This window comes from Haladaptatus halobius, from assembly GCF_020618475.1.
Taxonomy (GTDB): domain Archaea; phylum Halobacteriota; class Halobacteria; order Halobacteriales; family Haladaptataceae; genus Haladaptatus; species Haladaptatus halobius.
In genome coordinates, this window is the sequence record NZ_CP085335.1 from 1,520,744 (window position 1) to 1,536,214 (window position 15,471).

At 63.0% G+C, this 15,471-nt stretch carries 21 protein-coding genes; 12 read left to right on the top strand and 9 right to left on the bottom strand.

Translation table 11 applies throughout. The features are described 5' to 3' along the window. Positions 1-116: 116 nt before the first annotated feature. The 4 genes from LIW51_RS08640 to LIW51_RS08655 all read left to right on the top strand — a co-directional run bounded on the left by LIW51_RS08640 (position 117) and on the right by LIW51_RS08655 (position 4,821). Positions 117-1,421 (top strand): sodium-dependent transporter, encoded by a 1,305-nt coding sequence (locus tag LIW51_RS08640; RefSeq protein ID WP_227373634.1) that lies wholly within the window; start codon positions 117-119, stop codon positions 1,419-1,421. A 213-nt stretch (positions 1,422-1,634) separates the two neighbouring features. Beyond that, a complete protein-coding gene (locus LIW51_RS08645; RefSeq protein WP_227373635.1) occupies positions 1,635-2,957 on the top strand; it encodes a sodium-dependent transporter in 1,323 nt (440 codons plus the stop codon). A 69-nt stretch (positions 2,958-3,026) separates the two neighbouring features. Continuing rightward, the gene (locus LIW51_RS08650) at positions 3,027-4,571 is read left to right on the top strand and encodes an acyl-CoA carboxylase subunit beta (protein ID WP_368411731.1); all 1,545 of its coding nucleotides are present in this window, start codon (positions 3,027-3,029) and stop codon (positions 4,569-4,571) included. Continuing rightward, positions 4,552-4,821, top strand: a complete 270-nt coding sequence (locus LIW51_RS08655; protein ID WP_227373637.1) for a DUF8022 family protein — start codon at positions 4,552-4,554, stop codon at positions 4,819-4,821. Before LIW51_RS08650 ends, LIW51_RS08655 begins: the two co-directional genes overlap by 20 nt. 21 nt (positions 4,822-4,842) lie before the next feature. Here the strand turns inward: LIW51_RS08655 and LIW51_RS08660 are convergent, their stop codons facing one another. Together LIW51_RS08660 and LIW51_RS38480 are read right to left on the bottom strand one after the other, a co-directional pair. Further along, on the bottom strand, positions 4,843-5,664 hold the full coding sequence (locus LIW51_RS08660; RefSeq protein WP_227373638.1) for a class I SAM-dependent methyltransferase: 822 nt from the start codon (positions 5,662-5,664) through the stop codon (positions 4,843-4,845). Continuing rightward, a complete protein-coding gene (locus tag LIW51_RS38480; RefSeq protein ID WP_255766630.1) occupies positions 5,661-5,783 on the bottom strand; it encodes a hypothetical protein in 123 nt (40 codons plus the stop codon). Before LIW51_RS38480 ends, LIW51_RS08660 begins: the two co-directional genes overlap by 4 nt. 310 nt (positions 5,784-6,093) lie before the next feature. Between LIW51_RS38480 and LIW51_RS08665 the strand changes: the two genes are divergently transcribed. Continuing rightward, a complete protein-coding gene (locus LIW51_RS08665) occupies positions 6,094-7,260 on the top strand; it encodes a cystathionine gamma-synthase (RefSeq protein WP_227373639.1) in 1,167 nt (388 codons plus the stop codon). 86 nt (positions 7,261-7,346) lie between these two features. Next, complete coding sequence (locus LIW51_RS08670) at positions 7,347-8,021, top strand: MBL fold metallo-hydrolase (protein ID WP_368411778.1); 675 nt, start codon at positions 7,347-7,349, stop codon at positions 8,019-8,021. A gap of 133 nt (positions 8,022-8,154) precedes the next feature. On the opposite strand, the gene LIW51_RS08675 is transcribed toward LIW51_RS08670, so the two are convergent. The 6 genes from LIW51_RS08675 to LIW51_RS08700 form a co-directional block, all read right to left on the bottom strand. Next, entirely contained in the window at positions 8,155-8,373 is a 219-nt protein-coding gene (locus LIW51_RS08675; RefSeq protein ID WP_227373641.1) for a hypothetical protein, read from the bottom strand. A 96-nt stretch (positions 8,374-8,469) separates the two neighbouring features. Next, positions 8,470-8,736, bottom strand: a complete 267-nt coding sequence (locus LIW51_RS08680; RefSeq protein ID WP_227354393.1) for an elongation factor 1-beta — start codon at positions 8,734-8,736, stop codon at positions 8,470-8,472. Positions 8,737-8,738: 2 nt separating this feature from the next. After that, a complete protein-coding gene (locus tag LIW51_RS08685; protein ID WP_007978781.1) occupies positions 8,739-8,915 on the bottom strand; it encodes an HVO_2753 family zinc finger protein in 177 nt (58 codons plus the stop codon). 66 nt (positions 8,916-8,981) lie between these two features. After that, positions 8,982-9,374 (bottom strand): OsmC family protein, encoded by a 393-nt coding sequence (locus LIW51_RS08690; RefSeq protein WP_227373642.1) that lies wholly within the window; start codon positions 9,372-9,374, stop codon positions 8,982-8,984. A gap of 195 nt (positions 9,375-9,569) precedes the next feature. Beyond that, a complete protein-coding gene (locus LIW51_RS08695) occupies positions 9,570-9,770 on the bottom strand; it encodes a hypothetical protein (RefSeq protein ID WP_227373643.1) in 201 nt (66 codons plus the stop codon). A gap of 259 nt (positions 9,771-10,029) precedes the next feature. Further along, positions 10,030-10,758 (bottom strand): metal-dependent hydrolase, encoded by a 729-nt coding sequence (locus LIW51_RS08700; protein ID WP_227373644.1) that lies wholly within the window; start codon positions 10,756-10,758, stop codon positions 10,030-10,032. Positions 10,759-10,877: 119 nt separating this feature from the next. Between LIW51_RS08700 and LIW51_RS08705 the strand changes: the two genes are divergently transcribed. Further along, positions 10,878-11,609: a fumarylacetoacetate hydrolase family protein gene (locus LIW51_RS08705; RefSeq protein WP_227373645.1), complete on the top strand. Its 732-nt coding sequence runs from the start codon at positions 10,878-10,880 to the stop codon at positions 11,607-11,609. A gap of 81 nt (positions 11,610-11,690) precedes the next feature. Further along, positions 11,691-11,999, top strand: coding sequence for a hypothetical protein (locus LIW51_RS08710; protein ID WP_227373646.1), 309 nt, complete (start codon positions 11,691-11,693; stop codon positions 11,997-11,999). Between the two features lie 54 nt (positions 12,000-12,053). On the opposite strand, the gene LIW51_RS08715 is transcribed toward LIW51_RS08710, so the two are convergent. After that, on the bottom strand, positions 12,054-13,217 hold the full coding sequence (locus LIW51_RS08715) for an NAD(P)/FAD-dependent oxidoreductase (RefSeq protein ID WP_227373647.1): 1,164 nt from the start codon (positions 13,215-13,217) through the stop codon (positions 12,054-12,056). A gap of 134 nt (positions 13,218-13,351) precedes the next feature. On the opposite strand from LIW51_RS08715, the gene LIW51_RS08720 reads away from it, so the two are divergent. The 4 genes from LIW51_RS08720 to LIW51_RS08735 all read left to right on the top strand — a co-directional run bounded on the left by LIW51_RS08720 (position 13,352) and on the right by LIW51_RS08735 (position 15,439). After that, positions 13,352-13,597 carry a YhbY family RNA-binding protein gene (locus LIW51_RS08720; RefSeq protein WP_227373648.1) on the top strand — a complete coding sequence of 82 codons (246 nt, stop codon included), beginning with the start codon at positions 13,352-13,354 and terminating at the stop codon, positions 13,595-13,597. Further along, positions 13,597-14,511: a mechanosensitive ion channel family protein gene (locus tag LIW51_RS08725; protein ID WP_227373649.1), complete on the top strand. Its 915-nt coding sequence runs from the start codon at positions 13,597-13,599 to the stop codon at positions 14,509-14,511. The genes LIW51_RS08720 and LIW51_RS08725 overlap by 1 nt, the downstream gene beginning before the upstream one ends. 74 nt (positions 14,512-14,585) lie before the next feature. After that, positions 14,586-15,131, top strand: a complete 546-nt coding sequence (locus LIW51_RS08730; RefSeq protein ID WP_227373650.1) for a succinylglutamate desuccinylase/aspartoacylase family protein — start codon at positions 14,586-14,588, stop codon at positions 15,129-15,131. Then, the gene (locus LIW51_RS08735) at positions 15,128-15,439 is read left to right on the top strand and encodes a hypothetical protein (RefSeq protein WP_227373651.1); all 312 of its coding nucleotides are present in this window, start codon (positions 15,128-15,130) and stop codon (positions 15,437-15,439) included. Before LIW51_RS08730 ends, LIW51_RS08735 begins: the two co-directional genes overlap by 4 nt. The last annotated feature ends 32 nt before the right edge of the window (positions 15,440-15,471 follow it).

The window sequence follows — 15,471 nt, forward strand, 5'->3', positions numbered from 1 at the left end:
TCAGTCGCCGAATCGCAAATTTTCCGACTAGAATTGTAAATCAATATAAAGTAATTCGCCCGGTTAATATACATCGCACCGTTTATAACTGATTATTAAGAATGGCACGCATACGCATGTCACAACGAGAGACGTGGACATCCCGATTAGGATTCATCCTGGCCGCGGTAGGTAGCGCAGTCGGTTTGGGCAACATCTGGCGGTTCCCGTATATGGCGGGCGAGAACGGCGGTGCTGCGTTCCTCGTCGTCTACCTGATCGCGGCGGTCGTGATCGGGCTTCCGGCGATGCTCGTCGAGTTCGTCGTCGGGCGCCAAACCAAGAAGAACATCGTTGACGCGTTCCGAAACCTCGGCGGGCCGGTCGCCGGAATCATCGGAGTACTCGGTGTATTCACCGGATTCTGGATCTTGTCGTACTACAGCGTCGTCGGCGGTTGGGTCATCCAGTACATCATCGGAAGCTTGAGCGGGGCGTACTTCGGCGGTTCGGAAGCCTACTTCGGCCAAATCGCCGCAGGAAACGGCGCGATACTCTTCCACGGTCTCTTCATGCTCTTGACCGTCGGAATCGTCGCGCTCGGCGTCGAGAAGGGTATCGAAGTCGGAACCAAGGTCATGGTTCCGTCCATCGCCATACTCATGCTCGGACTGGCCGCGTGGGCGTTCACCCTCGACGGCGCTGCTGCAGGCTACGATTACTTCCTCAGTCCGGACTTCAGCGTCATCGCGAACAACTATCAAACGATCATCCCGGACGCGGTCGGACAAGCGCTGTTCTCGCTCTCGCTCGGGATGGGTGCGATGATTACGTACGCCTCCTACCTCGACGGCGACGATAATCTCCTGAGCGACGGTTTCAGTATCGTCGTACTGAACACTTTCATCGGCGTTCTCGCCGGATTCGTCGTCTTCCCGCTCCTGTTCGCGCAGAACGTCGAACCGGGCAAAGCAGGTGCCAGTGCCATCTTCGTTTCACTCGCACAGGCGTTCGCGAAGCTACCGGCGGGCAGGATAATCGGGTTCGTCTTCTTCCTGGTGCTCCTCATCGCGGCGCTCTCGTCGGCCATCAGCCTCCTCGAAGTCGTCGTCTCGTACTTCGTCGATAACTTCGACGTGAGTCGACCGGTTCTTACGGTCGGTGTCGGCGTCCTCGTGTTCCTTCTCGGAATTCCGTCCGCCCTCAACACCGACACGCTCACCCTGTTCGACAACGTCGCGTCCCTCATCCTGCTCCCGCTCGGCGTCGTGCTCACCGTCATCTTCGTCGGCTGGGTGTACGGACGGAGCGCTGTCAGCGAACTCCGACGCGGTCTCAGCAGTACGACCAACATCGGCCCCGTCTGGCTCTGGCACGTCCGCGTAATCGTGTTCGTCGCCGTCGTTGGAACGCTCGTGTTGAGCCTCATGGAGTTCTTCTAGCGATCGACGGAAAGCACCTCGACCTTCGTTTTCGGCCGCATCGTGGCGAGTTCCTTTGCCGTCGTTCGACTCGGCCGAAAACCCGCGACCGGTTCGCTTTTCCACAAAACGATTCGTACCGTACTGCGTGATACCCCGTCGATAGGAACTAAAGCGGTTTGACGGTTCCAATCTCGAAATCCTCATAACCGTGCGGCGGGCGAGTGCATAGCAATGGCACGCGAATCTTGGACGAGTCGACTGGGTTTCATCCTCGCGGCGGTCGGAAGCGCAGTCGGACTCGGCAACGTGTGGCGCTTCCCGTGGATGACCGCGGAGTACGGCGGGAGCGCCTTCCTCGTCGTCTACCTCTGTATCGTTTTGCTCGTCGGCGTCCCCGGACTGCTCGCCGAGTTCGTCATCGGTCGGCGCTCGAAGCGGAACCCCGCGGGCGCGCTCGCCCGCCTCGCACCGGGCACCAAATCGTGGGGGTTCGTCGGCCTGTTCGGGGTCGTGACCGCGCTGGTCTTGCTCTCCTTCTACAGCGTCGTCGGCGGGTGGATTCTCCGCTACTTCGCCGCGAGCTTCACCGGGTCGTACTTCAGTCAATCCGGCGCGTACTTCGAAACCATCAGTTTCGGCTGGCAGGCCGCGGCCTTCCACGTCGGCTTTCTCGCCCTGACCGCTGCCATCGTCCTCGGCGGGATTCGGGGCGGCATCGAGGCGGCGACGAAGGCGATGATGCCCCTCATCGTCGTCCTGCTCGCGGTGCTCGCAGGGTGGGCTATCTCGCAACCCGGCGCGGGCGAGGGGCTGTCGTTCTACCTCAATTTCGACCCCGCACCCATCGAAGAGAACCCCGTCGGCATGCTTCGGGCCGCCGCCGGACAGGCCCTGTTCACGCTCTCGCTCGGCGTCGGGACGATGATAACCTACGCCTCGTATCTCGGCGAGGACAACAGTCTCGCGTTCGACGGAAGCGTCATCGCCATTCTCAACACGGGAATCGGCGTCCTCGCCGGCTTCGTCGTCTTCCCGCTCCTGTTCGCCTTGCAGGGGGGTCTCACGAACGTCACTGCGGGCGGCGAAGCGGGTGCTATCTTCATCGGCGTGGCGGGCGCGTTCCAGCAGGTTCCCTTCGGGCGAGCGGTTGCTGTCGCGTTCTTCGGCGCGATTCTGTTCGCCGCCCTGTCGAGTTCCATCAGCATGCTCGAAATCCCCGTCGCGTATCTCGTGGACGAACACGACGTTTCGCGCCGAAGCGCGACCGTCGGACTCGCCGCGCTCGTCCTCGTCACGGGGTCGATCTGCGCGTTCGACCCGCGGCTGTTCGACTTCGTCGCCGGAACGCTCATGGACTTAATGCTCACCGCCGGACTCGCGGGGTTCCTCGTCTTCACCGGCTGGATTCTGGGGACGGACGCGCTGGCGGAGTACGATTCGGGGGCGGGCGGACTCGCTCGGTCGCTCGGAGCGCCGTGGCTTTGGAGCGTGCGAACCATCCTCCCGTTCTTCCTGCTCGCCACCTTGGCCCTGAACCTCTACTCGCTGTTGTAGTACGGAACGCTTTTCCGGTCCGTCGTCCTGCAAACGCGCAATGAGTCTTCGGAGGGTTCGGCCGTGACGATGGACGAACGCATAGACGAACTGCGCGAGAAACGCCGCGAAGCCGAGAAAGGCGGCGGCGAAAAGCGAATCGAGAAACAGCACGAGAAGGGGAAGATGACGGCGCGCGAGCGCATCGACTACTTCCTCGACGATGACACCTTCAACGAGTTCGACCAACTGCGCACCCACCGAAGCCACAACTTCGGGATGGAAGAACAGCAGGTCTACGGCGACGGCGTGGTGACGGGCTACGGCGAAGTGAACGGACGCAAGGTGTTCGTCTTCGCCCACGACTTCACAGTCTTCGGCGGCTCGCTCGGCGAGGTGTTCGCCGAGAAAGTGACCAAGGTGATGGACAAAGCGATGGAAGTCGGCGCGCCCGTCATCGGGTTGAACGACTCGGCGGGGGCGCGGATTCAAGAGGGGGTCGCCTCGCTCGCGGGCTACGCCGACATCTTCCACCGCAACCAGCAGGCTTCCGGCGTCATTCCCCAGATATCCGCCATCATGGGGCCGTGCGCCGGCGGAGCGGTCTACTCGCCAGCCATCACGGACTTCATCTTCATGGTGAAGGATACGAGCCACATGTTCATCACCGGCCCGGACGTCATCGAGACGGTGACGGGTGAGGAGGTCACCTTCGAGGAACTCGGCGGCGCGACGGCCCACACCGCGGAGAGCGGGGTCGCGCACTTCGCGGAGGACAGCGAGGAGGAAGCGCTGGACGACATCCGCCGACTGCTCTCGTACCTCCCGCAGAACAACGTCGAAGACCCGCCCCGCGTGGAACCGTGGGACGACCCGGAGCGTAGGGACGAGGAACTCGAATCGGTCGTCCCCGACCAGCCGCGGAAACCCTACGACATGACGCGCGTCGTCTCCGGCGTCGTCGACGAGGACTCCTTCTTCGAGGTACAGGAGGGCTACGCCAAGAATATCGTCGTCGGCTTCGCTCGTCTCGACGGACGCTCCGTCGGTATCGTGGCGAACCAGCCCCGCGTCAACGCCGGGACGCTCGACATCGAGTCCAGCGAGAAAGGGTCACGATTTGTCCGGTTCTGCGATTCGTTCAACATCCCGATTCTGACGTTCGTGGACGTCCCCGGCTTCATGCCCGGCACCGACCAGGAGCACGGCGGTATCATCCGCCACGGCGCGAAACTGCTCTACGCTTTCTCGGAGGCGACGGTTCCGCTCCTGACGGTCATCACCCGGAAAGCCTACGGCGGAGCCTACGACGTGATGGCGTCGAAGCACATCGGCGCGGACGTGAACTACGCATGGCCCACGTCGGAAATCGCGGTGATGGGACCGCAGGGTGCGGTGAACGTCCTCTACAGCTCCGAATTGGACGAGGCGAGCGACCCCGAAGCGCGACGGGACGAACTCATCGACGAGTACCGCGAGCAGTTCGCCAACCCCTATACCGCCGCCGACAGGGGCTTCGTGGACGACGTCATCGAGCCGAAAGACACCCGACCGCGCCTCATCGACGACCTCGAGATGCTCGTGACGAAACGAACCGACCAACCCGAGAAGAAGCATGGCAATATCCCGCTCTGAGGGGTTCGCGGACGTGAACCTCGACATCCCGCCGGACGCCACCGACGAGGAGGCCGCCGCGATAGCCGCCGCGATCAGCGCCCACCTTCGCACGCAGGAAGCCGCGGCGGAAGACGAGGAATCCGATTGGGAGGGCGACCGCTGGCAGTTCGCCGGAAAGATATCGCAGTTGCAGAACCGTGACGTTCGCGTGCCACACGACGCGCCGACCGACCCGTGGACCGCGGCAGGGCGGACGACGCGGTTCTGAGCCGAAACCGACTCGTTTTCGCTACGCCCGACAGACCGCCAGCATGTGCTCCGACCAGTCCACCGCGGCGCGGTCCTCGCGAAGCATTCGGACGACTTTGCGCACGCTTTCGACGGCTTCCTCGTCGGCCTCCCCCAACTCCAGTTTCATCCGAGACGCGACGCCTTCCAATCCGACCAGTCGCTCCACCTCGAAGCCGGCCGCCTGCAACTCGCGTTCGAACCCGTCGGCGCGGAAGAAGTGACACTCCGCCCAGCCCTCCCCGTCGCTGCGTTCGGCGACGAGCTCGGCGGTGTAGTCGCCGGTCTCCGCGAGGGGGACGAGCAGGCCGTGGCCGGCGTCGGCGTTGAACTTGATGGTATCCTGGAGCGCGGCGAGGAGGCCGATGACCGAGACGAAGACGGGCGCGTCGGGTGCGGCGACCCGCCGGAGTTCGCGCATCGCGCGGTGACGCTCGGCGTCATCCACGACGTGTGAGAGGGGGCCGCCGAGACAGCAGACAGCATCGAAGGCGTCGCTCTCGAACCGCAGGTCGCGCACGTCCCCCGTTTCGGCGGAGATTTCGGCGTCGAGACCGCGCTCGGCGGCATTCTTCTGGGCGAGTTCGACCTGCTTGGGAGAGAGGTCGACGAGCGTCACGTCGTAGCCGCGTTCGGCGAGCCAGATCGAGTAGCGGCCCGCCGCGCCGCCCGCGTCAAGGACGCGGCCCGACTCGGGGAGGTGGCGGTCGAGGTACGCGACGGTGTTCTCGAACTCCATCTGGGTCACGGGGTCGCGGTCGAGGCGCTCCCATTCGCCCTCGGCGAACTCGTCGTAGTAGCTCCGAGGGGCCATGTCGCTCATCGTCGAACCTCCGCGGCGGCCGCTTCGCTCGTGCTTCCGGCGGTCGGTCGACTGGCGGTGAATCGGTCGATGGAGATTCGGCCGGCGGTACGTCGGCTGAACTGCGTGAGTGCTTGCATCTGTGACTGATATCGAAATCGTTCGGCGGGCGGTGCGCGGGCCGCCGGGTTTCACCCCGACGCCGCGTCAGCGGCCGAATCGAGGCTCCACCCGACGAATAGCAGTTGCTGGCCCGTGATTGCCGCCAGCGTAGGGTGGAGCGACGTGTTTCACGACCGAAGTGTCACTCCAGCGGGTTATAAAGATTCGGTCTGGAACGAACCGCCGAACGGTTCTGGAGAAGTGACTCGTCGCGGTGTCCTCGAACGATTTCGACCGGAGCGCCGCGGAAGGACAAGAGTAACCTGCCCGCGCTACGTCCCCTCGCGCATGACCGACAGCGACGATTTCAGGTTCGAAACGCGCTCCATCCACGCCGGACAGGAACCCGACGAGGAGACGGGGGCGCTGATGACGCCCATCTACGCCAACTCGACTTACGTGCAGGACGCCCCGGGTGACCACCGCGGGTACGAGTACTCGCGGACGGGTAACCCGACGCGCACCGACCTCGAAGCCAACCTCGCTAGCCTCGAAGGCGGCGAGTTCGGGCGCGCCTTCTCCAGCGGAATGGGGTCGATAAACACCGTCCTGAACCTGCTCGACGCCGGCGACCACGTCGTCACGAGCGAGGACGTGTACGGCGGCACCCACCGAATCTTCACGCAGGTGTACGCCGACTACGACGTGGAGTTCTCCTTCGTGGACATGACTAACCCCGATGAGGTGGCGGCGGCGGTTCGAGACGAGACGAAACTCCTGTGGGTCGAAACGCCGACGAACCCTCTGCTCAACGTCGTTGACATCGCGGCGATGGCCGACATCGCGGCGGACGCAGACGCCCTCTGTGCGGTGGACAACACCTTCGCAACGCCGTATCTCCAGCGACCCCTCGACCTCGGTGCCGACATCGTCTCGCACTCGCTGACGAAGTACCTCGGCGGCCACTCCGACGTGGTCGGCGGCGCGCTCGTCACGGACGACCCAGAGTTGGACGAACAGCTCGGCTTCTACCAGAACAGCGTCGGCGCGACGCCCGGCCCGCACGACTGCTTCCTCGTCCTGCGCGGGACGAAGACCCTCGGCGTCCGAATGGACAGACACTGCGATAACGCCCGAACTATCGCCCGGTGGTTGGACGACCACGAAGCGGTCGAGACCGTGTACTACCCGGGTCTCGACTCCCATCCGGGTCACGAACTCGCCGCCGAGCAGATGGACGATTTCGGCGGCATGGTGAGCTTCGAACTCGACGCCTCGCTCGAAGAGGCCGCGGAGGTAGTCGCGGAGACGGAGGTATTCACCCTCGCGGAGAGCCTCGGCGGGGTCGAATCGCTCATCGAACAGCCTGCGACGATGACCCACGCCGCGATTCCCCGAGAAGAGCGCCTCGCGGCGGGGCTCTCCGACGGCCTCATCCGCGCCAGCGTCGGCATCGAACACGTCGACGACTTGAAAGCAGACCTCCAGCAAGCGTTCGAGGCGGTACTGGGCTGAGGACGCCGAACCGAACGGAGAACTGCGAACGTCCGGCCGGAACGCCCGGCCGAAGTTACACGGAGTTGGCCGCCGTAACCCAACTCATGGAACTCGACCGACACGTATACTCGTTCCCGATCACGTTCGACCGCGGCGACCGCCGAGTGACCGTCCACCCCTCCGGCGTCGAAACCGACGACGGACTCGTCCTCCTCGACGCCGGCTTTCCGGGCCAGACGGACGACTTGGCGTCGGCGCTCGCCGAAGACGGATTCGACCTCGACGACGTGGAGACGCTCTTCCTGACCCACCAAGACGGCGACCACGCGGGCGGCGCGCACGAACTGGTCGAGCGAACCGACGCGACCGTCGTAGCACACCCCCGAGACGCGCTGGCCATCGAAGGGGACGAAGATCCCATCAAATCGTCGGGCGACCGCTATCCGCCGGTTTCGGTGGACGTGCAGGTGGTCGAAGGCGTCGTGTTCCGAACCGAGGCCGGCCCGATGCGGGTCGTCGAAACACCGGGTCACACGCCCGGACACGTCTCGCTGGTTCTCCCCGACGCCGACCTACTCATCGCGGGCGACGCCCTGACCGCCGACGAAGACGGTCTCGCAGGGCCGAACGAGCGGTTCACACCCGAGATGGACGAGGCGGTCGACTCAGTCGGCAAACTGGCAGAGTTCGACGTGAGTCGAACGCTCTGCTATCACGGCGGCTACGTCGACGAGGGGAGCGACCGAATAGCGGCGATTCGGAGATCGCTCCGAGCGTAGCCGACGAAACGTGGGCGGAGTATCGCCACCGATTTCGGCTATCCCCGCTTTTCACGCCCGTCATCTCCTCGATTCGGAGTTCCCATCCTTGGATGTCCCGCATAGGGTCTACCTCGGAGAACAGTCTCGGATACTAAGCGTTGTCCCCGACCTTGTCCCGTAACATCCCCAGTCCTCGTCGTCTATCTCGTAGAGCGACCCGGCTACGATAGCACCCTCCCGCTCGTGTTTCGACCGCACGTCGTAGGTCGTCAAACTCGTCCGTCCCCTCGTCGCTCAGTCGAGCTCCTTGTAACTCGCCGTGTACGTCTGCTGGCATCGAATCGCCGAGTCCGCGTACAATGGCATCCATGATAAGCACACCTCCGGCATCGAACCGACGCCATCGGGTACTCGTGGGCACACCGTTCGCGGGCGCGAGAAAACCGCGCGACCGAAAAAGACGGAACTAAATCCGACCGACGTTCTGCACTTCGACGCTCTCGACGCCGTCGACGGTCGAGAACGATTCCTCGACCGCTTCCGTACCGCCCGCGTCGTCGGGGACGATGACGGTCGGCAGGAGCGCGACGAGACCGAACGCGACGTCGTCACGCTCGAAGCCGTTGATCTTCGCACCCTCAGGGAGCGAGTCTTCGAGTTTCTCTTGAAGATCGTCCAGATCGATCTCGGGGCTCTGCGGCATCACTTTGACTTTGGCTGCGACTTTTCCCATTGTTACGGTCCGAGGAACCCACAGTCGGGGCACTCGTAGAGGTTGCTCTGTTTGCGGCACTTCGCACAGCGGTAGATGGTCTGCCCACAGTCGGGGCACTTGAACGACGCGGCGTTCGTGCCGGAGATGTTTATCCCGCACGAGACGCATTTTCGCGCCTGCTTCTGGGTCTGACTCATACCGTATCGTTTCCCCGCGCGACTTTTAACGCTTCCCTTTCCGGGTTCGGAAAACGAGACGCGACGTTAGAACGCGCCCGTCTCGACGGAGGTGTCCGCGTGGAGGCTGTCCTTGAGCGCGTCGTGAACCTTACAGAGTTCGAACGCGCGCTCGATGACCTGCTGCGCCGTCTCGTCGTCCGTGTCGGCTTCCCATCGGATGTCGAACGCGACCGACTGGAGCTTTCCGTCGTCGTTCGTCTCGCCGTTCACGTCGATCTCTATCTTGCCGAGGTCGCCCGCGCCTCGCTGTTCCCCGCCGACGCGCAGCGCGGGGACGTAGCAGGAGCCGTAGGCCGCCAACAGCGATTCGATGGTGTCCGGGGCGTCCTCGCCCGTCGCGTCGATGCTGACGGAGAACTCGCGGACGTCGTTCTCCATGCTGTAGCCTTCTTCGGACGTAGTGGTGACTTCTGGCATTGCGTTTCGACTGTCTCCCGCGACGCTCCTAAGTATTGTTCTTCCGGTCGCGCTTGACGGAGAGAAAGGGGTAATCGGATGGGTTGCACCACCTGTTTCGGCGAGCCATTCGGAGAGGACGGTCGTTCATTCAGACGGGTTTTTGGGTCGCTTAGGGGAAAGTAGTCGCTTACTCAAACGAGTTGCTAGGTGTCGCTAGGGCCCATGAGTGAAGCCCTCGTTCGCTTCGCTCACTCGCCCTTCATCCACCAGGAACCGCATCCGCACCGCGACAGCCACGACCTCCCCAACCGACTCCTTCGCTCCTTTTGGTCGCTCAGTCGTCCACCGTCGGAAACGAGCGCCGACGGGTCGTTCGCTCACTGCGTTCACGTAAATCTTGCGCGAGTCGCTCACTACCTCGCTCCCGTGCGCCACCTATCAGGGCAATCGGCTACCGAGTGCATCAGTCACGAAATTCTGCCATCCCATGCTTTTCCCTGGCGGACGAAGGGCGTCTGAGGGCTTCGCGTACACTAGCGATACGTACTGCCGATCCGCTAACCAACTCATCCGAATGAACAAGCAACTCGTTAGAATCACACACAAACACTACGAATAAACTGAAACTCGTCGCTTCGAACGCCACGAAAAATGTATTCCGTCGAAGTCGAACTTAGTACGACTGAGCGTCCGTCAGGTCGAAGGTCTCGCCGCCGTCCAGAACGCGAACCTCGGCGTCGCTTCCGGTCGCTTCAACCTCTCGAACGAAGTCGTCGGTGTCCTGCTCGATGGGTGGGAACGTGTCGTAGTGCATCGGGAGCGCGAAATCGACGTCCAGCCAGTCCACCGCGATGGCGGCCTGCCACGGTCCCATCGTGAAGTGGTCGCCGATGGGAACCGCCGCGGCGTCGGGTTCGAGGTACGGCCCGATGACCTCGCGCATCTCGGTCATCAGAGCGGTGTCGCCCGCGTGGTAGAACGTCTCGCTCTCCTCGTCCGACACCTGCGTCGGCTTCGTGTCGCTGACTACGTAGCCCGCTGGCATCCCGCCGGAGGCTCCGTATCCGGTGTCGAGGCCGTTGGAGTGGTCGGCGCGAACCATCGTGACGAAGGCGTCGCCGGCCTCGAAGGTGCCGCCGATGTTCATCCCGGTACCGTCTTCGACGCCGTACTCGTCAGTAATGTATCCGATTACCTCCGGGGTTGCGACGAAGTGAGCGCCCCGGTATCGATCCACGTCGGCGATGTGATCCGCGTGTCCGTGCGTGAGGAGCACGTAATCCGGGTCTAACTCCTCCGGGTCGGTGTCCGTCTTCGGGTTGTCGAAGAACGGGTCGATGAGGAGTTCGGTGTCGTCGACGACGACGTGCCACGTCGAGTGTCCGTACCAAGTAAGTTCCATGGTGCGGTCGTAGGTAGTGCGTAATCGTCCTTAAAGGATGTTGGCGGTCGCGGGCGACGGTGACTGACGTGTGTTACCGGAGACCGAACGATTTTGGCGCACGACTGCGACCACTCGATATGAAACGCATCCGATTCCGCGACCCGGCCGGTTCGGTCAGAACCGGCGAATGGATCGACGGCGACCTCCGATTCGCCGACGACAGCTACGACCCCGATGAGGTCGACGTTCTCGCGCCGAGCGACCCCACGAAGATCGTCTGCGTCGGCCTGAACTACGCCGACCACGCGGCGGAGCGAAACAAGGACGTACCCGACCGTCCGCTCCTGTTCCTCAAACCACCGAACGCGGTCGCGTCCCACGGCAGTACCGTCACGCTCCCCGCCGCAAAGGAGCGCATCGACCACGAGGCCGAGCTGGGCGTCGTCGTCGGCGAGCAGTGTCGGCACGTCGCGGAAGAAGACGCGATGGACGTGGTCGCGGGGTTCACGTGCGCGAACGACGTCTCGAACCGCGACGACCAAGACCGCGAGCAGAACTGGGTGCGAGGCAAGGCGTTCGACAACTCCTGTCCCCTCGGCCCGGTCGTGGCGACCCCCGACGAGGTGCCCGACGATGCCGCGGTTCGCCTGCGCGTGAACGGCGAACTCCGACAGGAGTCCTCGCGCGATCAGTTTATCTTCTCCGTGCCGGAACTCGTCGCGGAGATAACGACCTACCTCACGCTCGAATCCGGCGACGTGATCATCACCGGAACGCCCGCGGGGGTCGCGCCGCTCGAAGACGGCGACCGCGTCGAAGTCGAGATTGAGGGAATCGGCACGCTCTCGCACGACGTTCGGATTCCGTGAGTCGGCGAAGTTAACTTGGATTTCGCACCCGAAACTGCTCTACTCGGCACCGGTATCGACTGATAACCGTCTCATCCCGACGTGCAACCAAACTGGAAGGGCGACCGTAACTGCCGTGTAGCCGAGCCAGATAGCGTCGCTCGCGTCGACGCGGAGTTCCGCCACTGCGAGGCGAAGTGTGATCGGCGCGAGTACGAAAAGCCGCGTTCCGAACCATCTTCCGAGCCTAGCATCGTCACGGTTCTCCGCGCTCCCGTCGTATCCTGCGATGAGCGAGGTTTAACCTCGGTAGATGAGGCCAGCGAGGATGCCGAGAAAGCCAGCGACGAGGAACAAAATCACTGCAGCATCGACACTCATTCCTCGACGATTGCGTCGGTTGTGGAATAAGTATCCCCTTCGATTCACAGCGCGAGACCGAGAAAATCGCCCGTTATCCGCCGATTACAGCGCGTCCCACGCTTTGACCGCGCGGTTCCACGAACCCACGTCGGCAATCCAGCGCGCGGCGATCATCTTCTTCAGGAACTTCGCCGGGTGGGAGTTGAAGGTGCTGACCGGGAATTCGACGCCGGCCGTCTTGACGCCGTGAGCGACCGCGTCGTCGCCGATGGAGATGACCGTTCCCTTGTCGTCGTACGTCCACGTGGCGAGCGGTTGGCCGCGGATGGAGCGGGCGATGTTCTCGCCGACGACCTCGGCGGCCTGCCACGCGGCCTGCGCGGTCGGCGGCGCGGGGTTCTCGTCTTGATCGACGATGGCGCAGTCGCCGATGGCGAACACGCGCTCGTCGCTGGTCTGGAAGTTCGCCTCGGTGGTGACGCGGTTGTGCTGGTTGTCGAGGTCGCAGTCGTCCATCGCGTCCCTGCCGGTGACGCCGCCGGTCCAGACGAACACGTCGTACTCGAGCGGTTCGCCCTCGTCGAACTGAATCTCGTCCTCGGTCGCCTCCGTGATGGGGTCGCCGGTCAGGACGTTGATGTCCTTTTCGAGGAGGTACTTCTTCACAGTCCCTTGCAGTTCGGGGTCTTGCCCGGGCATGATCTCGTCCAGCGCCTCCACGAGGTAGATGTCGATGGGCGCGCGGTGTTTGTCGCGGTACTCGGCGATCTCGCCCGCGCTCTGGATACCCGACAGCCCCGCTCCGCCGACGACGACCTTCGCGGGGTCGTTGCGCGACGCGGTCTTCGCGGCCTCCTTGACCGCGTCGTGGATTTCGAGCGCGTCGTCCAGTCCCTTCAGCGTCAGCGAGTTCTCCGCCATGCCCGGGATGCCGTAGTAGGCCGTCTTGCTTCCGAGGGCGACGAGGAGATAGTCGTAGTCGATGTCGTCGCCACTTTCGAGTTCGACCGACCTATCGTCGGTATCGACGCCCGTGACGGTGTCCTGAACGAATCGCGTGCTCGGCGATTTGATATCGTGAATCGGGAGCGTTATCTTGTCCTTGACGCGAGGGTCGCGGATGACCCGGTGGGATTCGTGCAGCACGAGGTGGTAATCGGTGTCCGACACCCACGTGATGTCGGCGTTGTCCAGTTCCCCTTCGAGTTGCTGTATCGCGCCAGCACCAGCGTATCCAGCACCGAGCACGACGACCTTCGTAGCCATGTGCGAACCTCGGGAGTCATCCGATACAAAGGCTTTGAAACCCGAAGCAGAATGTGAGTTATTCACTCTCTCGGTGTCACGTGACCGGTAGGCTGCAAGCTTTAAAGGTAATCGCGCGCAACTCTCTCGCACTTATGGACGAGCAGGAACTTCGGAAGGAAGCGCACGACCTCGACGTGACCGTCTGGGTCGGCAAGAGCGGACTCTCCGCCGTCACGGACGAACTGAAGAATCAACTACAGAACGAGAAGCTCGTGAAGGTGAAGTTCCTCCGGGCGGCCCGCGGCGGCACCTCGACCGATGAACTCGCCGACGAACTCGCCGACGAGGCGAACGCCGAACTCATCGAAACGCGGGGGAACACGGCGGTGTACCATTGATGCAAGGCGGTAGCAGTGGTCAGGGGGCGAACACGGTTATCGAGAAATTACTGTTCGACCTTGGTCTTAGCTCGGGAGTCGCAGAGTTTGCGGCACAAACTATCGTCTTCATCGTTTCGTTACTCGCTATCTATCTCATCGGGCGCGCCGTCGTCATTCCGCTCGCCAAGAGCCTGATGGACAGGCGCGGCTACGACGAGAGCGTCAAAAATCCGCTCACTAAAATCACCCACTTCGTCGTTCTGTTCGCGGCCGTTACGATTGCATTCGGGTTGGCCGGATTAGGCGACTTCCTCACCGCCCTCGCCACCGTCGCCGCCGCCGCGACGCTCGCAATCGGCTTCGCCCTGCAGGACATCATCGCCAACTTCGTCGCAGGAGTGTTCATCTTCACCGACAAACCGTTCAAGATTGGCGACTGGATAGAGTGGGACGGCGGAAGCTACTCCGGAATCGTGGAGGACATCGACCTGCGGGTGACCCGCGTCCGAACCTTCGACAACGAACTCCTGACGGTGCCGAACTCGGTGCTGACGGACGGCGTCATCAAAAATCCCGTCGCCAAGGATACACTTCGCATCCAGTTCCTCTTCGGCATCGGCTACGACGACGATATCCATCAGGCGACCGATATCCTCGTCGAGGAGGCCGAAAACCATCCCGAGATTCTGGACGACCCCGGCCCGTCGGTTCGGCTCACCGAACTCGGCGACTCCGCGGTTGGTCTCAAATCCCGGTTCTGGATCGCCGACCCGCGACGGGGGGACTTCGTGAAGACGCGCGGCGAGTACGTCACCGCCGTCAAGGAGCGATTCGATGCAGAAAGAATCGATATGCCCTACCCCCACCGCCAACTCACGGGCGGCGTCGAGGTCGCCAACCCCGCCGAGTTGGCCGAGATTTCGAGCGACTAACGCGACCGTCAGCGCCGGTCGTTTCAACCGAGGAGAAAGAGCGTAGAAGTCGGTCGGGGTGTTATTTTTACGGCGTGAAAAAGAGCAGACGCGCGTTCCTCTCCGCCGTGGGGACGGTCGGGGGAACCCTAGCTCTCGCCGGATGTGCCGGAAACGACCCGCAGGACGCCGAAGCAGGGTCGGCGACGACGACCCAAACCGAATCGTCGGCGGGGACATCGACCGCGAGCGGCGGCGACCCCGAGCAGACCGTCTCCACGTCGCTAATTCGCGCCGGAACCGAACAAGAGACGACTGTGTATGAGATTCGCTCGGGGCGAGGCCCGACCGTGTTCGTCGTCGGCGGGATGCACGGCAACGAGGAGAGCGGCTACTGGGCGGCCGGCGACATCCGGCGCTGGGAGATCGCCGCCGGGACGCTGGTCGTGCTTCCGGAAGCGAACGCGCCGGCGATCGAGCAACATCGCCGGGAGTGGCCCGGAGAGATGGACTTGAATCGACAGTTTCCGATGGGCGAACCGCCGAAGAACGCGCTCACACGGGCAATTTGGAAAACGATCGGTCGCCACGACCCCGACGTGCTCGTCGACCTCCACAGTTCGAAGGGAAGGGCATCTTGAGACGGAAGAACGACGAGGGCGTCGGACAGAACGTCTTTCACTCGAACCACGAGGACGTAGTTTGGAGCGTCCAACGCGCCATCGAGTATCTGAACGACGAGTTCGTCACCGGATACGAACCGATTTACGACTTCGTTCGGACGCCCGTGGACGAATCCGAGTACGCGACCGCGCCAATGCTCATCAACAAGGCGCGACGGGACCGAGATATTAGGTCCTGTCTCTTCGAGGTCACGCAGGACGGCGTGAAACCGGAGAAACGCGCGCGGTGGACGAAGGCGTTCGTCGCCGGCGTGCTCGACTCGTAGGATATCCGAGCGTTGTGACTCGGCGACGAGAT